Annotated in this window: 17 protein-coding genes and 1 other RNA gene; 9 read left to right on the top strand and 9 right to left on the bottom strand. The window is 52.7% G+C overall.

The genetic code is table 11. The features are described from left to right. Positions 1 to 162: 162 nt before the first annotated feature. Both CBR65_RS11805 and CBR65_RS11800 read left to right on the top strand, forming a co-directional pair. The gene (locus tag CBR65_RS11805; protein WP_232461182.1) at positions 163 to 792 is read left to right on the top strand and encodes a cation transporter; all 630 of its coding nucleotides are present in this window, start codon (positions 163 to 165) and stop codon (positions 790 to 792) included. A gap of 84 nt (positions 793 to 876) precedes the next feature. Then, a complete protein-coding gene (locus tag CBR65_RS11800; RefSeq protein ID WP_087467031.1) occupies positions 877 to 1,788 on the top strand; it encodes an alpha/beta hydrolase in 912 nt (303 codons plus the stop codon). A gap of 192 nt (positions 1,789 to 1,980) precedes the next feature. Here the strand turns inward: CBR65_RS11800 and CBR65_RS11795 are convergent, their stop codons facing one another. Genes CBR65_RS11795 through CBR65_RS11785 form a run of 3 tightly spaced genes read right to left on the bottom strand, consistent with a single transcriptional unit; the run spans position 1,981 to position 3,975 of the window. Beyond that, complete coding sequence (locus tag CBR65_RS11795) at positions 1,981 to 2,730, bottom strand: LytTR family DNA-binding domain-containing protein (RefSeq protein ID WP_087467030.1); 750 nt, start codon at positions 2,728 to 2,730, stop codon at positions 1,981 to 1,983. Between the two features lie 36 nt (positions 2,731 to 2,766). Then, positions 2,767 to 3,642, bottom strand: coding sequence for a sensor histidine kinase (locus CBR65_RS11790; RefSeq protein WP_087467029.1), 876 nt, complete (start codon positions 3,640 to 3,642; stop codon positions 2,767 to 2,769). A gap of 33 nt (positions 3,643 to 3,675) precedes the next feature. Then, positions 3,676 to 3,975: a hypothetical protein gene (locus tag CBR65_RS11785; RefSeq protein ID WP_087467028.1), complete on the bottom strand. Its 300-nt coding sequence runs from the start codon at positions 3,973 to 3,975 to the stop codon at positions 3,676 to 3,678. Positions 3,976 to 4,334: 359 nt separating this feature from the next. Here CBR65_RS11785 and CBR65_RS11780 point away from each other — a divergent pair, with 359 nt between their 5' ends. Together CBR65_RS11780 and CBR65_RS11775 are read left to right on the top strand one after the other, a co-directional pair. Next, entirely contained in the window at positions 4,335 to 5,711 is a 1,377-nt protein-coding gene (locus tag CBR65_RS11780) for a carbohydrate-binding protein (RefSeq protein WP_087467027.1), read from the top strand. Between the two features lie 309 nt (positions 5,712 to 6,020). After that, on the top strand, positions 6,021 to 7,097 hold the full coding sequence (locus CBR65_RS11775) for an endonuclease/exonuclease/phosphatase family protein (protein WP_087467026.1): 1,077 nt from the start codon (positions 6,021 to 6,023) through the stop codon (positions 7,095 to 7,097). A 15-nt stretch (positions 7,098 to 7,112) separates the two neighbouring features. Here CBR65_RS11775 and CBR65_RS11770 read toward each other — a convergent pair whose 3' ends face one another. Then, positions 7,113 to 9,449 (bottom strand): methyl-accepting chemotaxis protein, encoded by a 2,337-nt coding sequence (locus CBR65_RS11770; RefSeq protein ID WP_087467025.1) that lies wholly within the window; start codon positions 9,447 to 9,449, stop codon positions 7,113 to 7,115. 248 nt (positions 9,450 to 9,697) lie between these two features. Between CBR65_RS11770 and CBR65_RS11765 the strand changes: the two genes are divergently transcribed. Next, entirely contained in the window at positions 9,698 to 11,323 is a 1,626-nt protein-coding gene (locus tag CBR65_RS11765) for a methyl-accepting chemotaxis protein (RefSeq protein WP_087467024.1), read from the top strand. On the opposite strand, the gene rpiA is transcribed toward CBR65_RS11765, so the two are convergent. Beyond that, positions 11,320 to 11,997: a ribose-5-phosphate isomerase RpiA gene (gene rpiA, locus CBR65_RS11760; protein ID WP_087467023.1), complete on the bottom strand. Its 678-nt coding sequence runs from the start codon at positions 11,995 to 11,997 to the stop codon at positions 11,320 to 11,322. The genes CBR65_RS11765 and rpiA overlap by 4 nt on opposite strands. Before the next feature lie 135 nt (positions 11,998 to 12,132). Here rpiA and ilvA point away from each other — a divergent pair, with 135 nt between their 5' ends. The 3 genes from ilvA to CBR65_RS22575 all read left to right on the top strand — a co-directional run bounded on the left by ilvA (position 12,133) and on the right by CBR65_RS22575 (position 17,084). Then, a complete protein-coding gene (ilvA, locus tag CBR65_RS11755; protein WP_087469046.1) occupies positions 12,133 to 13,647 on the top strand; it encodes a threonine ammonia-lyase, biosynthetic in 1,515 nt (504 codons plus the stop codon). 339 nt (positions 13,648 to 13,986) lie between these two features. Continuing rightward, entirely contained in the window at positions 13,987 to 16,560 is a 2,574-nt protein-coding gene (locus tag CBR65_RS11750) for a family 20 glycosylhydrolase (protein WP_087467022.1), read from the top strand. Between the two features lie 392 nt (positions 16,561 to 16,952). Further along, positions 16,953 to 17,084 (top strand): hypothetical protein, encoded by a 132-nt coding sequence (locus CBR65_RS22575; RefSeq protein ID WP_255377125.1) that lies wholly within the window; start codon positions 16,953 to 16,955, stop codon positions 17,082 to 17,084. 64 nt (positions 17,085 to 17,148) lie between these two features. Here CBR65_RS22575 and CBR65_RS11745 read toward each other — a convergent pair whose 3' ends face one another. The 4 genes from CBR65_RS11745 to CBR65_RS11730 form a co-directional block, all read right to left on the bottom strand. Beyond that, positions 17,149 to 17,754 (bottom strand): 5-formyltetrahydrofolate cyclo-ligase, encoded by a 606-nt coding sequence (locus CBR65_RS11745; protein WP_087467021.1) that lies wholly within the window; start codon positions 17,752 to 17,754, stop codon positions 17,149 to 17,151. Between the two features lie 40 nt (positions 17,755 to 17,794). Next, positions 17,795 to 17,973: non-coding RNA, 6S RNA (gene ssrS, locus CBR65_RS11740), on the bottom strand. 138 nt (positions 17,974 to 18,111) lie between these two features. Continuing rightward, a complete protein-coding gene (locus tag CBR65_RS11735; RefSeq protein ID WP_087467020.1) occupies positions 18,112 to 18,408 on the bottom strand; it encodes a cell division protein ZapA in 297 nt (98 codons plus the stop codon). Between the two features lie 29 nt (positions 18,409 to 18,437). Beyond that, positions 18,438 to 18,644 carry a TIGR02449 family protein gene (locus CBR65_RS11730; RefSeq protein WP_087467019.1) on the bottom strand — a complete coding sequence of 69 codons (207 nt, stop codon included), beginning with the start codon at positions 18,642 to 18,644 and terminating at the stop codon, positions 18,438 to 18,440. 238 nt (positions 18,645 to 18,882) lie between these two features. On the opposite strand from CBR65_RS11730, the gene CBR65_RS11725 reads away from it, so the two are divergent. Next, a complete protein-coding gene (locus CBR65_RS11725; protein WP_087467018.1) occupies positions 18,883 to 19,461 on the top strand; it encodes a UPF0149 family protein in 579 nt (192 codons plus the stop codon). The last annotated feature ends 14 nt before the right edge of the window (positions 19,462 to 19,475 follow it).

The following is a 19,475-nucleotide window of genomic DNA, read 5'->3' as shown; positions in this document are numbered from 1 at the left end:
TTGAGCGTGCCATTAGCTGGATTGCGGAGCGCTGTGCTGGACCATCACCGACATCCGTGTCGGTGATGGTCCAGCACAGCGCTCCGCAATCCGCTTTATCGAGTGTTGATAAATTGATGTTTAAAAAATTCAGCTGTGCTAGCCGTAAGGCATTGATAGAGTTTGGAGGCCCTGATGGGTGGTTCTTGTTGTGAAAACAATTGTGCAGTAGATGCACTTCGTGCGCGGCAGAAGAGTACCTTGATAAAGGTGCTTTGGGTCAATGCTGTTATGTTCTTTTTTATTGTCGGCGCAGCCTTTTATGGGCAATCGACGGCGCTGCTTTCGGACAGTTTGGATAACCTGGGCGATGCACTGACCTACGGGTTAAGTTTGTACGTCGTCGCGCACAGCGTGCAGGCTAAAGCAAGGGTTGCGCTGTTCAAAGGCTTTTTAATATTTCTCGGCGCATCAGTGGTTGTTGGGCAGGTGGTTTGGAAGTTATTTAATCCCGTCGTTCCTTCCTATGAGGTTATGGGTATCTTCAGCTTGGCCGGAGTGGCCGCCAACGGGCTGTGTTTGTGGCTGTTATGGCAGCATCGGAGCGAGGATATTAATATGAGCTCCGTCTTTGAATGTTCGCGCAATGACATCGCTTCCAATTTGTCTGTATTTATCGCGGCCGCTGGTGTCTGGCTATTTCAATCCGGGTGGCCCGATATCATTATCGCGTCTTTGCTGGCGTTATTATTATTGCGCTCTTCATTTCGCGTTATAAGTGGTGCTCTTCGGGAACTACGACGAAAAGCTTAAGGTTGATTAAGCACAATATAGTTATTTGGGAGCTTCGCAGGGCAATTCCTTGAAGCAATTTCGCGCACGAAACTCGGTAAGCTTATGTTTGGCAATTTCTTTCGTTATGGATGCATATCATTTTTATTCGTTGCTTTCCTCGTTTGTCTCCCCATAAAAGCTGATCAGGAACCGGCTTTCGAGTTACCGAGAACCCAGGTTGTAGAGATTCAGGATTCGAGCACCAAGCGAGTCTATGAACTTCATATACAGTTGCCGCACAATTACTCCGACGAGAAAAAATATTCAGTTGTGTATATGACTGACTCTCCTTATACATTTCCAATAACAACCGGTGCCGCACGTTACCCTGTGAATTTCAAACGCATGGAAAACGTGATGTTCGTGGGAATTTCCTGGCAGAAAGGTCATACGCCGAGTCTCAGTAGGCAGCGGGACTATACGCCTACGCCGAGTTCTCCGGGCTTTAAAGACCCTTCGGGTGAGGCAGCAAGGCATCTCGCTTTTATTCGCGATGATGTTATTCCTTATATCGAGCAGCGTGTTAGTACAGATGCTGAAAATCGGACTTATATCGGCAACTCGTTTGGCGGATTGTTTGGTATGTATATCTTTTTAACCGCGCCAGATATATTTAAAAACTACATCCTCGGCAGCCCATCGGTGTGGTGGGATAATAAATATATACTGACGCTGGAATCGAAAACCAAAATTCACCAGAATATCGAAGCCAATCTATTTATATCGGTTGGGGCGGATGAAATCCCGGCTAAAGACAGTCCTAAAAACGATATGGTTGGCGATGCCAAGGAGTTCTACACGCGCTTAGAAAACCGAAACCTGAAAAAATTGAACGTGGAGTTCCGCGTTATAGAAAATGCGACGCATGCAACGGCGTTCCCCACAACAGCGGTGCAAGGTTTATGGTGGTTATTTAATACAGATACCGGATTAGCCGTTAAAAAACAACACCAGATCTCTCCGACTAGCACATGAGGAGTTGCGAAGTGTCATGCGAGACCATCACCGACACGGATGTCGGTGATGAGCCTACAGGGATGTATTCATTCGCTACATCCCTGTAGCTCACCCTGCGGGCAGCTCTGCTGTGCAAACAGGCTGTCCTGCCTGTTTGTTACGGCGAGTCTCGAATGACACTTCGCAACTCCTATCTCACAAGAAAATCCCCTACATCTGCTGAAACAAATGCGAATGGTTCCGACTCACCTCAAGATGCTCAGGATGATTACGCACATGCACAATCTGGCGCCCGCGATAATCGCGGGTGACTTCGCTAATCGCATCCACGCGCACTAAAATCCCGCGATGAATCCGCCAGAACTCCTGCGGGTCCAGCTCCAGTGCCAGGTCTTTTAACGGCTTGCGAATCAGAAATTCCGCTTTCTCCGTTTGCACACGCGTGTATTTATCATCCGCACGAAAAAATAAAATTTCCTGGGTGCTGATCATGCGCAAGCTGTTACCTACGCTGGCCTGAATCCAGCGGAGATAATTCGGCGTTTGGCCTTCTTCAAACTGCAGCAGGTTTTTTAACAGGGCTTCGATATTTTCCGGTTGGCTCTGCAAGCGCGCGTTTAAGCGCTCGCAGGTGAGACGCAAGCGCTCGTCGTCCACGGGTTTAAGCAGATAATCAATCGCGCCTTGGTCGAACGCCTGCACGGCGTATTGGTCATAAGCGGTAACGAAGACGATATGGCATTTGTTGTACAACACTTTGGCTGTTTCGATGCCGCTGAGGCCGGGCATGCGGATGTCGAGAAAAATAATGTCCGGTTTGTGGCGCGTCACTAATTCAATCGCTTCAACGCCGCTGCTGGCTTCCGCTACGATCGCCAGCTGTGGCCATACATTTTTTAAATGGCGGTGCAGTTGGGCGCGCATGGGCGCTTCGTCGTCAACGATGATGGCGGTGGGCATCAGACGGAACTCCGGTTCATATTTTTATCAGGTTATTTATTTTTCATTGAGATGGTAGGGTACATGGATTGCCACCGCTGTGCCGCCCTGTGGCGGAACTTCAATCACCAGTTGCGCCTTGCCACTGTACAATATTTTCAATCGCTCGCGGATGTTGGCCAGACCGACACCGTCTTTTGCTCGGGGGTTAAAGCCGGCACCGTTGTCGATGACCTCCACCACTAAATCACCTTCTGCAAGGCGCGCGCGAATTTTAATTTCACCACCGGCCAGTTTGGGTTCGAGGCCGTGTTTGATGGCGTTTTCTACCACGCTTTGCAACATCATTGGCGGGAAGCGCGCCTCATTTAATGCTTCCGGCACGTCAATAGCTATACGCAACCGCTCTTTCATGCGCGCTTGCATGATATTGAGGTACGCGCGCGATAAATTAATTTGTTCCGCCAGTGTCGTGCCGCCGCCAGCGCGCATCTGCGGAACGGCCGCGCGCAGGTAATCAATCAGGTGTCGGTGAATCCGCGCGGCTTCCGGTGGATCAGTTTCAATGTATTGGCCGATCAAGGCCAATGTATTGAATAAAAAATGCGGCTCGACCTGGGCTTGCAGTACGGCCACCTGGGCCTCCAGTAACCGCCTTTCCAGCGCTTCCACATCGGCGCGTTCGGAGGCGGCGCTGGCGGCGATGTCGGCGCGCCGTTTACCGCCAGCCAAAATCTTCATCACGATGGTGGCGAGGATGGCCAGATAAAAAATCGACGGCAAATGCAAAATACCGGCGACGATAAATGCAAGGAAACAGAGCACCACCATCTTGGGCCAGGGAACCACTGCAACCCAGTCAAAGAATTGCCACCAAAGTTTGCTGAAATTGGTTTCCGGATTGTGGTCCGGTGTGGTCGGTTTGTGGTTCATCGGTTGATACTCCATTTCCTTGCGGCCATTGCGTTATTGATTGACAGCCTGGGGCTTATCATCGGTGTCAGTGACGTTGTTGTCTACGACCAGTCCGTTTTTTTCGGGCGGATTAGCCGGACTCATCAGCCAGCGGGCGAGCATGCAGAGAACAAACAATAACAACACCAGCGGCAATAACGTAATCGCTAATGCCACCGGAATGCACAGCAATAAAATCTCCAGCCAGTTGGCCTGGCGCAGCCATTGGCGGAATTCACCGGCAAAATCTTTTACTGCCTGTTCAGCCCGTTGGAGGCTGCTGGTGACTCCCTGAAAATGAACATGTTTCATATGACTCTCCTTTAACTGTAGTGAAACCCGATGTGGGTGAAGAGATAGGCTATCAACCCCTGACCAATGGGCCGAGTGGAAGCGGACGGAACGACAGAGCGGCGGGCGGAATTGCAGATAAGCGCGACGAATGGTGCGGTTAAATCCATCGCAACCAGGTAACACCTGGCATGCGTATGGCGTGTTTGTTTGCCATTTATTGTGAACTGGTGGGTTCTGTGGGTTCGACTTTCGGCAGTGTCGGTACGAGTTTGGGGCGCTGTATTGTTGGGGTTATGGGTGGGTGTTAGCGTGAACGGCGTGTTCATTCACAGCGACAATTTTCATCCTCATACCAAAAAAACTGTCAGGAGAAATTCATGTATTCGGTCAATCAAAAAGTATCAATCAGGCTCGCCCGGCATCTTGTCGGCGCGTTGCTTTTGGCGCTGTTGGCGCCACTGGTTCATGCGCAACAAGTGCTGTTCGATGATTTCAGTTATAGCAATACCGCGCAATTGACCGGGAATGGTTGGCGCATCCGCACCTGGAATGGCGGGCCGGGTCTGGCTAACGGCACCTGGAGCACGGCCAACGTGTCCTTCGTGAATGACCCGGCGTCCTCCGGCAATAAATTGATGCGGCTCAAGGCGAGCACCAATGTCAATCGCAACAATATCAATACGGCTACCAACCAATCCACCGCCGGTACCTCGTCGCAAACAGAAGTCGCACGGGTTGAGCAGGTTTACAAAAATGGCACCTGGGCCGCGCGTATGTTTTTTACAGATACGCCCTCTATCGGCCCGGACGGCGACACGGTGATTGAAACCTTTTTCGGCCTGACGGATTACATCGAAGGCGCAGAACCTTACAGCGAAATCGATTTTGAATATCTGGCCAATGGCGGTTGGTGGACGGGATCGGGTACTCCCGCGATGTGGATGAGCACTTATCGGATTGTCGATTTCAGCGATCCTACGAGTCGCGGTCATACCGTTCGCACCGGCAGTTTGGCAGGATGGCGCACGCTGGTGGCGCAGGTGATGGATGGCTATGTGTCTTTTTATATCGACGGTGTTTTCCAGGAAGGTTTCAGCGGTGCGGTTGCGCCGGATCATCCGATGTACCTGATGTTCCAGATCTGGTTCAGCAACGATTGTTTTGATCCGGCGTGTAATACGCGCGGTTACCTGAATACCTCAACCTACCGCGAATATTACGAAGATATCGACTGGGTGTATTTTGAGAAGGACAACATTGTGTCTCCGGCGCTCGTCAATCAGGCGGTGGCCAACCTGCGCGCTGCTGGTACGACTTATGTGCAAAGTCTTGATGGTAATGGCAGTTCGTCGTCCAGCAGTTCTTCGCCCGCGTTTTCGCAACTGATCCAGGCGGAGTCTTACAGCTATATGTCCGGTGTACAGACGGAGGCGACCCAGGATGTTGGTGGTGGTTTGAATGTCGGTTGGATCGATGCGGGAGATTGGATGAGTTACGCCAACGTTAATTTTCCGACAGCAGGTAGTTATCGCGTTGAGTTTCGGGTGGCGAGTCCCAGTGGGGCGCAGTTGTCGCTGGATTTGAATGGTGGTGCGACGCAGCTTGGGACGGTGACGATTCCGTCGACTGGTGGTTGGCAGAGCTGGACGACGGTGTATCGCGATGTGCAGTTGCCGGCGGGTACGCATAGTGTTGGTTTGTATGCGCCGCAAAGTGGCTGGAATATTAATTGGTTGAGAATTACCAAGTTGTAAACGCGTTACCAGCATTTTCTGATTGGTACTCCGCAAGCCGTTTGTCATTAGGGCATTGGTTTCGAAAACGCATGCATACATCCCTGTAGCTCCCTCAATTCATCCCTGAATTGAGGGTTTCGAAACCAATGCCCTAACGCCAAACTACCCCTGACATATGAACCTACCCATCCGGTTCGCTTGGTCCGCCAACGCACAGTGATTTATCTGCCAGATTGCTAAAGTTTGAATAACTTTGCTGATGCCTCGGGTGCATGAGGCTCGCTATAGCGGCACAATGGAATGATTACGCTATCAGGGATACTTATCATGTTATTCATCTTTGCCTTGCTCAACGGCCTGCTGTTGTTGGCGACTTTCATCACCTTGTGGCGTTATGAAGCCTGGTGGGTGCGCGGTTGGGATTTTCCGCGTTTGCAGGTTGCGGTTGTTGCGGCGGCGGTGTTGTTGTTGCAGTTGATGTTGCTGGATTTTTCAGAGAGCGCGAGTCTGGTGTTAGTGGGGCTGACGGTATTGTGTCTGGTTTATCAATTGTGGTGGATCGCCGCGTACACGCCATTCTTTCCTATTGAAGTGAAGCTGGCTCCGGGAGACGATGCGAATAACACCATCAGCATCATGACGGCCAATGTGCTCACGACCAATAAAAATGCCGCGGGTTTGTTACGCGAGGTGCATCAATGGCGGCCGGATATTCTGGTGACGCTGGAGACGAATGCCTGGTGGCAGCAGCAACTGGATGTCTTGGGCGCGGATTATCCTTACACCATCAAATGTCCATTGGAAAATCTTTACGGCATGCACGTATATTCACGCTTGCCGCTGGAAGACCCCGCCATACAATTTTTAATCGAACCCAATATTCCTTCCATGCATGCGCTGGCAATATTGCCGTCCGGCCAACAGGTGCGCGTGCATTTTTTGCATCCGGCGCCGCCCAGTCCGAGTGAAAATGAAGAGTCGACCGAGCGCGATGCGGAGTTATTGGTGGTGGCAAAAAGTGTGGTGGATGCTGAACTGCCGGTTATCGTGGCGGGGGACTTAAATGATGTGGCTTGGTCGGCAACCACCCGCTTGTTTCGCAAGATCAGCGGCTTGCTCGATCCGCGTGTCGGGCGCGGTATGTTTAACAGTTTTCATGCGGATTACTGGTGTGTTCGCTGGCCGTTGGATCACCTGTTTCACAGCGACCATTTTACGCTCAAGGATATTCGACGCTTGCCATCATTCGGTTCGGATCATTTTCCGATGTTGATTACGCTGGTGTATTCACCCGCGCAAAGCGTAAAGCAAGATGGGTCTGAATCGAGTGCGAGTGAAGAAGCCTGGGCCGACGAAAAAATTGCTGCGCAACCGGCCAGGGAAGTCCACCAGCCAAAAGCTTGAACAGCACCAACGACGCTAGGCAATTTTTAACAGGCGCGTAGCCTGAATCATGCGATGTGCTACCTGATGTTGTTGCTGTGCCGTGTTGGCAACACGAATAATTGATTGGTCTGTTTCATTCACCGCTTGCACCATAATCGCCAGGCGCTGGCGCATCTCTTCTGCCCGGGCACTTTCGAGTTCGGCTTGTTGGGTAATGGACTGGATGACATCGCTGGCTTGTTTTACCGCGCGATGAATCTCCAGCAAGGCCTGTTCAGCGGTTTCCGACTCCGTTACGCAACGTGCCGCACTTTCCTGTTCGGCGGCGAGCCCGCTGGCGGTCTGGTCGACGGTGCTGCGCAGGTGATTGATCAATTCCTGAATTTCGCCGGTGGCCGCTTGCGTGTCGAACGATAAGCGACGGACTTCTTCGGCAACGACGGCAAAACCGCGCCCGTGTTCACCCGCTCTGGCGGCTTCAATCGCCGCGTTTAACGCGAGCAAATTGGTTTGTTCCGCCACCCGCTGAATGGTGACTAACACGGTAACGATATTGTCGGCAGCGTTGCGTAACTCCACCATGCTGTCACCCGAATGCGCTACCTGGGTCGAGAGTGTACGCATTTGCACGGCAACGGCATTGACGCGTTGCTTGCCGTCATCGGCGGTACGGGTCGCCGCTTCAACCTCGCGCGTCATCTGCGTTAACGAATGCGACATTTCTCCCAGTGCATTCACCACTAGCGTTGCGGCGCCGTCCAGTGCATGAGCTTCGCGTCGTTGCCGCTCGGTTTCCTGCCGACATTGTTCGCTGGTTGCGGCATTTTCATTGGCCGCAGTGAACGAATGTTGTGTCGCATGAGCGACATCTTCCAGCGTTGTGCGCAGTACAGCGAAGAGCGAGTTAAGCGCACGGCTGATATCACCCAACTCGTCGGTACGTGTGCTGATAAATGTGGTACTCAGATCTTTGTCGTTTGCCGCCTGCTGAATCTGCTGTGTCAGCCGCGTCAGTGGTGCACCGAAGTAACGGGAAAACATAAATGCGGCGCACGCGGCAATGCCGGTGAGTAAAACAACGGCGAGTGCAACGCTGCTCCAGATATTGATCTGCATTTGCTCCAGCGCGTGAAACGCTTCATGTGCATCTTGTTGGGTAATCAACGCAAACTGTTGTTGCCCAATGTGCATCGGTCGCCAGGAGGTGAGCATCTCCCGATCCAGGTAATCGCGCTCGAAGGCGATCCCGGAATCGCCGCGCAAGGCGCGCTGGACCGGCGCTGAATTAATATTCAACCAACCACCGATGTGCTGCGTGCGTTGCATTGCCGCAAACGTATCGGACGAAACTGTTTGTTGCAGTTGCGCTAACAAGGTTTGCGGTGTTGTGTAAGCTTCGCGCAATTCCGTTACGAGGGTTCCGTGTTGGTCAACCAGATACGCTTCGCCAGTATTACCCAGTCCTAAAGATGCCCAGTTGCGTTGGGCGGTCATGATGTCATTGAAGCGTTGCACGGGAATCTCGGCGACCAAAAAGCCCAGCTTTTTATCCGGACTTTGAATGTCGTGATAAACCGGCACACCGACATAAATCACCTGTTGTCCAAAACGAAAGTTGCTGTGACTGAAAGGTGAAATAATGACATCCGTTTTTGTCGCCTGGCGCAATTGCCGGCTGATATCAGCCAGAGCACTGTCCTTGAACGGGCCGTTATCCAGCGAACTGCCAAGTATCGGACCCTTATTGACGGAATACATCACCGCCAGACTTTGGCTGTCGATCAACAACAAATCAGAAAAACCGAATCGTTCTACCAGATCGCGCAAACTGCTGTGATAACGCCGATGTTGTTGTCCATAGACAGTGGCATCAGCGCGATCCTCTAACGCCGCCAGCGCTGTCACGCCGTGCGGATTGTCGTGCAGGTAATAGCGTTGGATCAGCAGCGCCTCGTGGCTTAATTGATCCAGCCATTGTTGATAGGGTGCCTGTAATCCGTGAGTTTGTGCCTGATAAGCCGGCTGATATTGCGTGGCATACCATGCGTGCATTTGCGCGCGCAGTTCATCGGTAGTGATGGGTTCCACTTCATAGCGATAAGACACAAACGGCCGCACAAATCCGTACACGGCTTCCTGTAACAAGCGACCGTGGGAAAGCGACAGCAATAAATCACTGTAGCTTTGCATTTGCGCGTGTATCTGGTTTTCCCGACTGATGGCAACCGCTTGAAATTGTTGTTCGATGGATTCTTCGATGGCCGCAGAACTGTCTTGTAAGGCGAGCCATGCGGTGGTGCCGGCGGCGGAGATGACCGCGACAGCCGTCAGGGCAATCGCGCCCAGCATCAAGCGCGTGGAGATTTTCATGGATCTATACCGAAGGACGATGAACCTGAACTCTAGGTTCTTAATATGACAAAAAGATGACAAGAAAATAAATGCGCCAGCAAATTTTTTACCATACCACTGGCGTCCCTCTGCACAACGGCCTATTGTTATTTTTATTAAATTTTTGTGAATTTTTTGCTGAAGTTTTTCAGGTTGATGCCGACACGTGTGCTGCTCAAATCAATGTCTAACGTTTGGTTTTTATACAGCCTCATTGGAGTGCAATCATGATAGGTATAAACAGAAGTATGCAAACGCGCCTGATGGCGATCCTGGGCGGTGGGCTCGGCGGTTTGTTTCTGGCTGCCATCATCGCGATCACACAGCTGAATAAACATCTCGACGATTACGAAACGATTCTGATGCTCGATACAGCGCAGGAACGTAGCATCAGTGAGATCAATCTCAATTTCAAAACCCAGGTACAGGAATGGAAGAACGTACTCTTGCGCGGACACAACCCTGAGCAATATGAAAAATATTGGTCGCAGTTTGCACGGTTACAGGAGGATATTCAGGCTGACGGAAAATCGTTGCTGGCGTCCTTGCCTGAAGGTCAAAGTGCAACGCTGGTGCGCGATTTTCTGGCTGCGCATGCGGCGGCCTTTATAGAATATCAGCGCGGTGCGCAGGCATTCAGAGCGGCAAATTTTGATCATACCGCAGGCGATAGCGCGGTAACCGGTATTGACCGGGAACCGAGTCGGCTGCTATTGGAAGCCGCGCAGGAAATTGCCGCGCAAGTGCAACAACATGTCGCAGCAACCAGTGCCCGCAGTGAACAGATTTCTTTTTGGTCCACACTGGTCGTGATACTGGTAGCACTGCTGGTTATGGCGATTATCTGGTACACCTTGCGTGTCAGTTTTTTGCAGCCGATGAACAGCATCATGGCGCATCTGCAGCATCTGGCGGAAGGTAATTTCTCGCGCACCCTGACGCTAAAGCGTGAGGATGAGCTGGGCCAATTGGGCAACAACATCAACCATATGCAGAAGTCCGTGGTGCAGATTATCGCCGCGGTAAAAACATCGGCTGTGCAATTGGGCGAGGCGTCGGCAGATATCAATAAAACCGCATCGGAAATTGCCCGTTACTCCGGTGAAACCCAGGAGTCTACCGACCAGGTGGCGGCGGCGGTAAATGAAATGTCCTCCACGGTGCAGGAGGTCGCCGGCAATGCGTCCGGCGCTGCCAACGCCGCACAGGAAGCCGACAATAATGCCCGTGATGGATTGTCGATCATGGAGCAGACCATGAACTCCATGACCCAGTTATCGCACGAGGTGGATAACGTCGAGTCAGCCATGACGCAATTGGATGCAGAAACCAAGCGCGTCAGTAATGTGTTGGATGTGATTAAGAATGTCGCGGAGCAAACCAATCTACTGGCGTTAAACGCGGCGATTGAAGCGGCGCGTGCCGGTGAGCAGGGGCGTGGTTTTGCGGTGGTGGCCGATGAGGTCAGAGCGCTGGCCCGGCGCACCCAGGAGTCCACGGCGGAGATTCAGCAGATTATCCACGCCGTTCAAAGCGGTGCAGCGCAAGCCATGCAGGCGATGAAGGTAAGCCAGGACAAAACCCGCACCACGACGGTGTTTGCTTCGCGGGCCGGGCAATCCATCACCGACATCACGGCGGCGGTAAGTCGCATCCACGACATGAACACCCAGATCGCGACCGCCGCTGAGGAGCAGAGCTACGCCGCGGAAGAAATTAACAAAAATGTGATTCGGGTGGTGGGACTGGTGCAGAGCACCAACAAAAGCGCACAACATTCAACCTATATAGCCAGTAACCTTGATGATGCCGCGCGCCAGTTGTCGGTGCAGATTGCCAACTTCCAGGTTTAGTATTTGGGGTGCAATGTTTTAACGCCGGACTGCGTGCCGAGTAGTAACACATCCGCCGGGCGACGGGCGAATAAGCCATTGGTGACCACGCCGGTAATCTGGTTGATGGCGGTTTCCAGCTCCTTGGGATTGAGAATCTGTAAATGATGCACGTCGAGGATGACGTTGCCGTTGTCCGTCACCACGCCTTCGCGATACACCGGATCACCACCCAGCTTAACCAGTTCGCGCGCCACGTAGGAACGGGCCATGGGAATCACTTCCACCGGCAGCGGGAAGGCGCCGAGTACATCCACCCATTTGCTTTCATCGGCGATACACACAAATTCTTTGGCGGTGGCCACCACAATTTTTTCGCGGGTCAGGGCGGCGCCACCGCCTTTGATCAATTCCAGTTGTGCATTGCTTTCATCGGCACCGTCGACATATACCGCCAGTTGGTGAACGCTGTTGAGGTCGAATACCTCAATGCCGTGCTTTTTTAAACGGTCGGCGGAGGCATCGGAGCTGGCTACTGCGCCGGAAAAAGAATCCTTGATGTCCGCAAGATAGTCGATGAAGTAATTGGCGGTGGAGCCGGTGCCGACGCCGACAATGTCGTCAGCGTGGAGTTTGGGGGCTATGTAGTCGACCGCCGCGCGTGCGACGGCTTGTTTGAGTTCGTCTTGTGTCATAAAAATATCCCATCGCCGTGGTGAATCAGGTGGGGCGCATTATACGGATTTTCATCGCGCCTAATGCGGGCTGCGCCTAAATTGTTTACTATGCGGAACAGTTTTTCCTCTCCTTCGACAGTAAGTTTTTTAACTATGCCCGATTCCTACATCAAACGTATCCTGAATGCCCGTATCTATGATCTGGCGGTCGAGACGCCGCTGGATGAAGCGCGCCTTTTGTCCCAGCGTACCGGCAATAAAGTACTGCTCAAACGTGAAGATTTGCAGCCGGTGTTTTCGTTCAAATTGCGCGGCGCGTATAACAAACTGTTGCAGCTCACCGGCGAAGAGCGCGAGCGCGGCGTGATTTGCGCGTCTGCGGGAAATCACGCTCAGGGCGTGGCGCTGGGTTCGCAGCACCTGGGTATTAAAGCCACCATCGTGATGCCGCGCACGACGCCGCAGATCAAGGTGGATGCGGTCAAGGCGCGTGGCGCCAAGGTGGTATTGCACGGCGACAATTATGATGAAGCTTCCGCATACGCCAAAAAGCTGGTGGAAGAAAAAGGGCTGACTTACGTGCATCCTTTTGATGATCCCGATGTGATTGCCGGGCAGGGCACCATCGGGCTGGAAATCCTGCGCCAATACCACGGCAAGATCGATGCGATCTTTGTGGCGGTGGGCGGCGGCGGCCTGTGCGCGGGTATTGCGTCTTACGTGAAATTTGTGCGCCCGGAGATCAAGATTATTGCGGTGGAGTCGGATCAGTCAGCATGTCTGAAGGCGGCGCTGGAAAAGAAAAAGCGTGTGGTTCTGCCCCATGTCGGCATCTTCGCGGACGGCATCGCAGTCGCGCAGATCGGTGAAGAAACCTTCCGTGTTCTGCGCAAGACGGTGGATGACGTTATTACCGTGAGTGACGATGAAATCTGCGCGGGTATCAAAGACATCTTTGAAGACACCCGCTCTATTGCCGAACCGGCCGGCGCGGTCAGTGTGGCGGGTATCAAGAAATATGTGGCGGAGCACAAGCTCAGTGGCCAGACGTTTGTGGCCATCGCCTGTGGTGCCAACATGAACTTTGATCGCTTGCGTTATATCTCCGAGCGCACCGAGATCGGTGAGCAGCGCGAAGCCATATTGGCGGTGACCATTCCGGAGCGCCCTGGTGCCTACAAGGAATTTTGTAAAACGCTGGGCAAACGCAACATCACCGAATTCAATTACCGTTACGCCGATAACCGCGAAGCCAAGATCTTTGTCGGTATTCAGGTCAGCAGTGGCGGACAGGACCGTCAGGAACTGGTAGCCGATCTGAAACAGCAGGGCTACGCCGTAGTGGATATGACGGATAACGAACTGGCCAAGCTGCACATCCGCCACATGGTGGGTGGTCATGCACCTAACGTCGGTGAGGAAGTGGTGTACCGGTTTGAGTTTCCCGAACGCCCCGGCGCGCTTTATACCTTCCTCAACCGGGTGGCGGGACACTGGAATATCTCCATGTTCCACTACCGCAACCACGGTGCGGCATCAGGGCGCGTCTTTGTGGGCATGCAGGTGCCCAAGGCAGAACGCAGTCAGGTGAAGAAATTCCTGAGTGAGCTGGGTTATCCCTTCTGGGACGAAACCGGCAACGAAGCCTATAAGTTTTTCCTCGGTTAAGCCCCTTGCATCCGCGCCCTCGATGGCGCGGATGCCCCTGTCGTCCGATTTACCTTTCTTTACCCCATCTGCTTTTTTCCAGCCAAAGCGCTTGATCGCTGATTTTTCGCGGGTTTTCGGCGTGCGTCGCCGAAATCTGGCCTATTGATTGTCGCTTTTCTGCACAGAACGCTATTGGTCGGAGCAAAAACTCGTGTAATCTGGACAACGTTGTCTATTCTTGGGTCTTAGGGTAGTTATTAGAGCAGTTATGGGGTGCCTGTTGAATCAGGCGAAGCACAACACGATTCCCGAGTGACTCAACATCAGGGTTACTCAATACACGGCGGGAGCATAACAATGAGATGGGCGGTTTTTTTATTCTTGGGTTTATTGAGCAATGTCGGGCTGGCGCAAAGCCTTAGCCAGCAGCAACTGGCGAATTTTGCCGATGCTACCGAATTTCGTTTTGGCGTCCTGAGCAATTATGGTGATGGTGGAGTAAGGGCGAGAATAACCCTGAATAACCAATCCACTGTTGCCTTGCCCAAAGGCGAAAGTGACTGGCGCATTTACTTCCATTCGGTGCGCAAGGTGGCGGATACCACCGTGGCAGGCTTGAAGCTCGTCCATGTCCAGGGTGACTTACATCAACTATCCCCCACCGCTGATTTCGCGGGTCTTGCCAGCAAAGCCAGCCTGGAAATTGCCTACTCACCCTCTTCCTCTATGGTGAGCTACACCGATTTTATGCCCCGCGCATTTATCTATCGGCCCGGTTTGCAGGCTGAAATCTTTGCCAATACCGACACTGAAGATACGAAGCAATTTGTTGATGCCTTTGAGCGCCCGGAGCAGTTGCTGCGGCACAACGAGCCGGATTTATTCCCGATTGCCACCGCACCCTCCCGTTATGAGGCGAACCGGGCGGTCAATGAGATTCCATTGAACAGCAACGAAGCGGCCTTGCGCATCATTCCAAAGCCACAGGAAATGAAAGTGCAGCGCGGTAGCGCAAATCTGAATGCCACCTGGCAGATTCGCCACGCTGGCCGCCTGATGGGCGAAGCTAAATATCTTCAGGCGCGTTTAAAAGAGGCGCTGGGCGTGGAGCTGGATACCAAAGCGGACCATGTGGCAGCGTCCGGCAAGGTTATTGAGTTGCAGGTGAATGCTGGCGATGCGAACAAAAACGGTGTTCCGCAAAAAGCTGAAAGTTACAGCCTCAGCATTACCGCTGACAAGATCATTATCAATGGCAGCGACAATGCCGGTGCCTTCTATGGCGTACAGAGTTTATTGAGCTTGCTGCCCGCAGAACCCGCCAAAAGCTATTCACTGCCGTTGGTGAGCGTCAGCGACAGTCCGCGCGCCCATTGGCGCGGTATGCATTACGACATGGGCCGTAACTTCCACGGCAAAGCGGTGACGCTGCGGCTGATTGAGCAGATGGCGCGTTACAAGCTGAATAAATTGCACCTGCATCTGACCGAAGATGAAGGCTGGCGGATCGAGATTCCGGGTTTGCCGGAGTTGACCGACATCGGCGCCTTCCGCTGTTTTGACCTGAGTGAACAGACGTGCCTGTTGACTCAATTGGGTACCGGGCCATCCAAAACCGGTTCCGGCAATGGCTACTACAGCACCGAAGATTTTATTGAGATCCTGAAATACGCCGCCGCGCGTCATATTGAAGTGATCCCCGAAATTGACATGCCCGGTCACGCCCGTGCAGCGGTGAAGGCGATGGATGCGCGCTACAAAAAGCTACTCGCTGCTGGCAAAAAAGCGCAAGCCGAGCAGTACCTGTTGTCTGATCCAAAAGACAAATCCGAATACATCACCGTGCAAAACTATACCGACAACTCCATCAACGTTTGCCTGCCCTCGACCTATGCTTTCGTGGATAAGGTGATGTACGAGCTGCAGCAGATGTATCGCAAAGCCGGCTTGAAACTGGAGACTTTCCACATGGGTGGCGACGAAGTGGGCGCAGGTTCCTGGACTGCCTCACCGGCTTGTGAAGCCCTGTTTGCCACCGAAACCGGCGTGGCCGGGGTGGCAGATTTGAAACCGTATTTCGTAAGCCGGGTGGCAGCGTTGAGCAGTCAGCGTGGCTTGGCACTGGCGGGTTGGGAAGACGGTTTAATGTACGACCCCAACAACACCTTCAACCGCGCGCAGTTCGATAACAAGCGGGTGATGGCCAATGCCTGGGACAACATCTGGGAATGGGGCGTAGCGGACCGCGCCTATCGTCTGGCAAATGCCGGTTACGAAGTGATTCTCTCCCACGCCACGCATTTGTACTTCGACCATCCTTACGAGGCTCACCCGGAAGAGCGCGGTTACTACTGGGCAGCGCGATACACCGATACCGCCAAGGTCTTCGGCTACATGCCGGACAACCTCTATGCGAATGCTGATAAGACTCGCGCCGGTGCGAATATCGACAACCTGGAAGCTCTGGTGGGTCGTGAACTGCCGGGCCTGGAAAAACCGGAGAATATCCTCGGCATCCAGGGGCAGGTATGGACCGAAACTATCCGGACTGCCGAGCAGGTGGAAACCATGATCTATCCGCGCCTGATCGCACTGGCTGAACGCGCCTGGCACAAGGCGGCATGGGAAAGCGATAAACCTGATTTGGTGCAGCGCCAACAGGAATGGGCCAAATTTGCCCAGACCCTGGCAATAAAAGAGCTGCCCAGGATGATCGCGGCTGGAGTGCAATTGCATTTACCGCCCCCGGGTGCGGTTATACAAAACGGTACGCTGCGGGCAAATACTGCATACCCCGGTTTGACAATCGAGTACAGCCTCGATGCAGGTGAAAGCTGGAAAGCCTATGAAAAACCGGTCGAAACAACGGCGGACATGGTATTACTCCGCTCCCGCAGTGGTGAAATTGTCAGTCGCAGTACAGGGCTTTAATAACCATTAGGCATCAATGTTGCGAAAGCCAGACAGAAATGTCTGGCTTTTTTGTTTTCGGAGGGTTTTCATCTGTGGAATGCTGCACAAATTAAAAAATAGTTGGAATTTTTTTGACTAAAAACTGTTGTTAAGCTAACCCTGTGTCTATGCTTCATATCCACGCACAATTTTTATTAATTGTGACGATGCGAGCGATAAGGACACACGCTATAAGACGAGGAGCTTGGTACGAGGACGCAACAAAAAAGCCATTTTTTTGCGTGAGTATGGATACACAGCATGGAGCTGATCTAAGTCCGCTGTAAAACCTGTCTCGCGGGATTTGCCGATTGACGGTCGGGTATAAGTCTTGCAGTGAAAAGAAAACTTTTTTATTGATAACTCAAACTATGAAAATCGATATTGTTAGTGGTGTGGTTCTTATCTTTTGTGTAGGTGTATTTGCGAGTGCCTTGGCATCGTCCGATCTGTTTAAGGGTTCTGATGCGCCTGCCGCGATTACGGCGCAACTCGAAGAATAAGTTGCCAGTTAACACATCCCCACCCAGCAAAGCCAGCTGATAAAGCCGGTAGCCTTCTTATTGCTCACGCATTGCCGCAGAGGATTAGCTCACGATCGGTGGCGATGCCGTGGAGCGGTACATCCCAACTCGCGGTTTCCAGTTGATCCACTTCCTGGCAGGCATGCGCCAAGCCGATCAGATAGGGTTTACCTTTGCTTTTTTGCTGCTTGAAGGCAAAGGTATAGTCATAAAACCCCGCTCCCATCCCCAGCCGCGCACCGCTGCGATCAAAACCTACCAGAGGCAATAAGACCATATCCAGTAAATTGGCTGGCAGACGGTGGTTATGAAAGGGGTCGGGCTCTGCAATACCGTAACGGTTTGGATTGAGGGGCGTGCTTGGGTCGTAACGCACAAACCACATCTGTTTGGCTTTGTCCGGGCGCAGCACCGGTAAATAACAGGTCTTGTTCATCTTCCATAGTTGTTGCGCAACCGGTGCCGGATCGATCTCGCCGTCTGCTGCGATATACAGCGCAACATGATAGCTACGCATAAATAATGGCTGTTTCATCAGTTGGCGAAGCAACCCAAGCGAAGCCTGGTGCTGTTGCGTTGGCGACAACGCCTGGCGACGTGCGCGAAGTTGTTGGCGTAATTCGGAGCGGGACGGAGCAGAGTGGGTCATCGGCGGCCTTGTCAAACAGATGTAACGCAGATGCTGGAAGAGATGCCCCGGAAATGCCGCTACCAAGCGGGCCTTGAACCCAACGGCTCAAGGTGGCGATACCTGTGGTTCTTTAGGCTTTCCGTCAGGCGGACATGCACACCGAACACAACGAGGTACTGCCGGTTACACATTTATCGGCTCAAGGACTTTGTCGGTTGGCAAACATCCCAGGGCAGAGGCAATTATAACCCGGCACCACCGGGCTACCGCAAATACATTTATGAATGAGAGTGATGAGTTTCGGTAAGTAAATGCAATGGAACTTTTCGAAGGGCAACAGGAGCGCGCATTCATCGCGCCGGCAAACACAATCCATCAACTGAGATTATTGAGCGCGCGTTCGACTTTTTCGCTAAGGCGTTGCAGGTCGGTCTTATCGGTGGTTGACGATGAGCCGCTTGTCGTGCGTGCTTGCAGGAGTTCGTGGCTCAGGTTGAGCGCAGCCATCACTGCGATACGCTCCAGACCGATAACGGCGCCGGTATTTTTGATGGCTTTCATGCGCTCATCCAGCATCTGCGCGGACTGTTGCAAAGCCTGACGCTCTTCGCGCGGGCAGGCGACCTGGTATTCCTTGTCGAGGATCTTCACAAAAACGGTTTCGTTGCTCACTGGGTAAATCTCCGCTTATGACGTACCGCTTATTCCGCATCCAGACTTTTCAGGTGGGCGATCATGGCTTCCACCCGGCTGCGGGCCAGTTCATTCTTCTCGATCAGTCGTTCGCGCTCACGCTGCCATTCACCTTCGCGCGCTTTCAGCTGTGCATTTTCCTGTTGCAGGCGGTTGCACAGCAGAATCAAGCGATCCAGCTTGGTTTCCAATGAGAGTAGAAGGTCGTCAGACATGATAAGTGGCCAATAATGATGCAGCGGCTACTATATTGCGCCCTCCGCAGGTGGTCAATGATTGCGGCCCGGTTATTCACAATTATTCAAGTAGTTTCGAGGAAACCGCGTTAACACATGAATAACAAGATAGTTTTTCATTTCATTGTGTGTCTGTTGATGGGCGCACACAAGAATGTCTCACCCGGTCCTCCGGTGAATCGTGATAGCATTTGGCGATTGTCCAAGAGAGCGTGTTATGACTGATTTATCCCCTTCGCATTTTGACGATTTATGCAACCTGTTACTGCCGCTAGGTGCGCTTAACAGCCCTGCTGAGTTACACGGTTTGTTGTGCGGCAAGTTATGCGGCGGTGAAGCCTTGAGTGAAACCCGCTGGTTACTGGATGCCGTGGAATTTCTTGATTTTACCCAGGCGCCGGATGAATCGGTCCGGGCAGCACTCAGCAAACTGTATCAGGAAGCCTCGGCGCAATTGCGTGGCGAAGCGTTTGAGCTGGTGTTGATCCTGCCCGACGATGAGAGCGATATCGAGCAGCGCCTGACAGGGGTGGGGCAGTGGTGTTATGGCTTTTTATCCGGCTTTGGCAGTGTCGCTGCTGTGGGGCAGCAAGAAATATCCGAAGAATCCGAAGAAATCTTGCGCGATCTGGCATCCATCGCGCAGATTGATGTCGATGTGGAAGAAGACGAAGAGAGCGAGGCAGATTACACAGAGTTGACTGAATATATTCGTATGGCCGCCACGTCGCTGTATCTGGAATTTGCTACGGCAGCCCCCGCGGCTGCCGAACAACAACCGCCTACCCTTCATTGAATCGCGTGAGACCG

Source organism: Cellvibrio sp. PSBB006 (genome assembly GCF_002162135.1).
Classification (GTDB): domain Bacteria; phylum Pseudomonadota; class Gammaproteobacteria; order Pseudomonadales; family Cellvibrionaceae; genus Cellvibrio.
The sequence above is the reverse complement of the archived record's forward strand: the minus strand, read 5'-3'. Positions and strand labels throughout refer to the sequence as shown.

Bases quoted from the DNA above. Each gene is read 5' to 3' on its own strand.
- CBR65_RS11790 (WP_087467029.1), bottom strand. From the start codon at position 3,642: ATGAACCACAAACCGACCACACCGGACCACAATCCGGAAACCAATTTC.
- CBR65_RS11795 (WP_087467030.1), bottom strand. From the start codon at position 2,730: ATGCCCACCGCCATCATCGTTGACGACGAAGCGCCCATGCGCGCCCAA.
- ilvA (WP_087469046.1), top strand. From the start codon at position 12,133: ATGCCCGATTCCTACATCAAACGTATCCTGAATGCCCGTATCTATGAT.
- CBR65_RS11765 (WP_087467024.1), top strand. From the start codon at position 9,698: ATGATAGGTATAAACAGAAGTATGCAAACGCGCCTGATGGCGATCCTG.
- rpiA (WP_087467023.1), bottom strand. From the start codon at position 11,997: ATGACACAAGACGAACTCAAACAAGCCGTCGCACGCGCGGCGGTCGAC.
- CBR65_RS11775 (WP_087467026.1), top strand. From the start codon at position 6,021: ATGTTATTCATCTTTGCCTTGCTCAACGGCCTGCTGTTGTTGGCGACT.
- CBR65_RS22575 (WP_255377125.1), top strand. From the start codon at position 16,953: ATGAAAATCGATATTGTTAGTGGTGTGGTTCTTATCTTTTGTGTAGGT.
- CBR65_RS11800 (WP_087467031.1), top strand. From the start codon at position 877: ATGTTTGGCAATTTCTTTCGTTATGGATGCATATCATTTTTATTCGTT.
- CBR65_RS11750 (WP_087467022.1), top strand. From the start codon at position 13,987: ATGAGATGGGCGGTTTTTTTATTCTTGGGTTTATTGAGCAATGTCGGG.
- CBR65_RS11730 (WP_087467019.1), bottom strand. From the start codon at position 18,644: ATGTCTGACGACCTTCTACTCTCATTGGAAACCAAGCTGGATCGCTTG.
- CBR65_RS11785 (WP_087467028.1), bottom strand. From the start codon at position 3,975: ATGAAACATGTTCATTTTCAGGGAGTCACCAGCAGCCTCCAACGGGCT.
- CBR65_RS11780 (WP_087467027.1), top strand. From the start codon at position 4,335: ATGTATTCGGTCAATCAAAAAGTATCAATCAGGCTCGCCCGGCATCTT.
- CBR65_RS11745 (WP_087467021.1), bottom strand. From the start codon at position 17,754: ATGACCCACTCTGCTCCGTCCCGCTCCGAATTACGCCAACAACTTCGC.
- CBR65_RS11725 (WP_087467018.1), top strand. From the start codon at position 18,883: ATGACTGATTTATCCCCTTCGCATTTTGACGATTTATGCAACCTGTTA.
- CBR65_RS11770 (WP_087467025.1), bottom strand. From the start codon at position 9,449: ATGAAAATCTCCACGCGCTTGATGCTGGGCGCGATTGCCCTGACGGCT.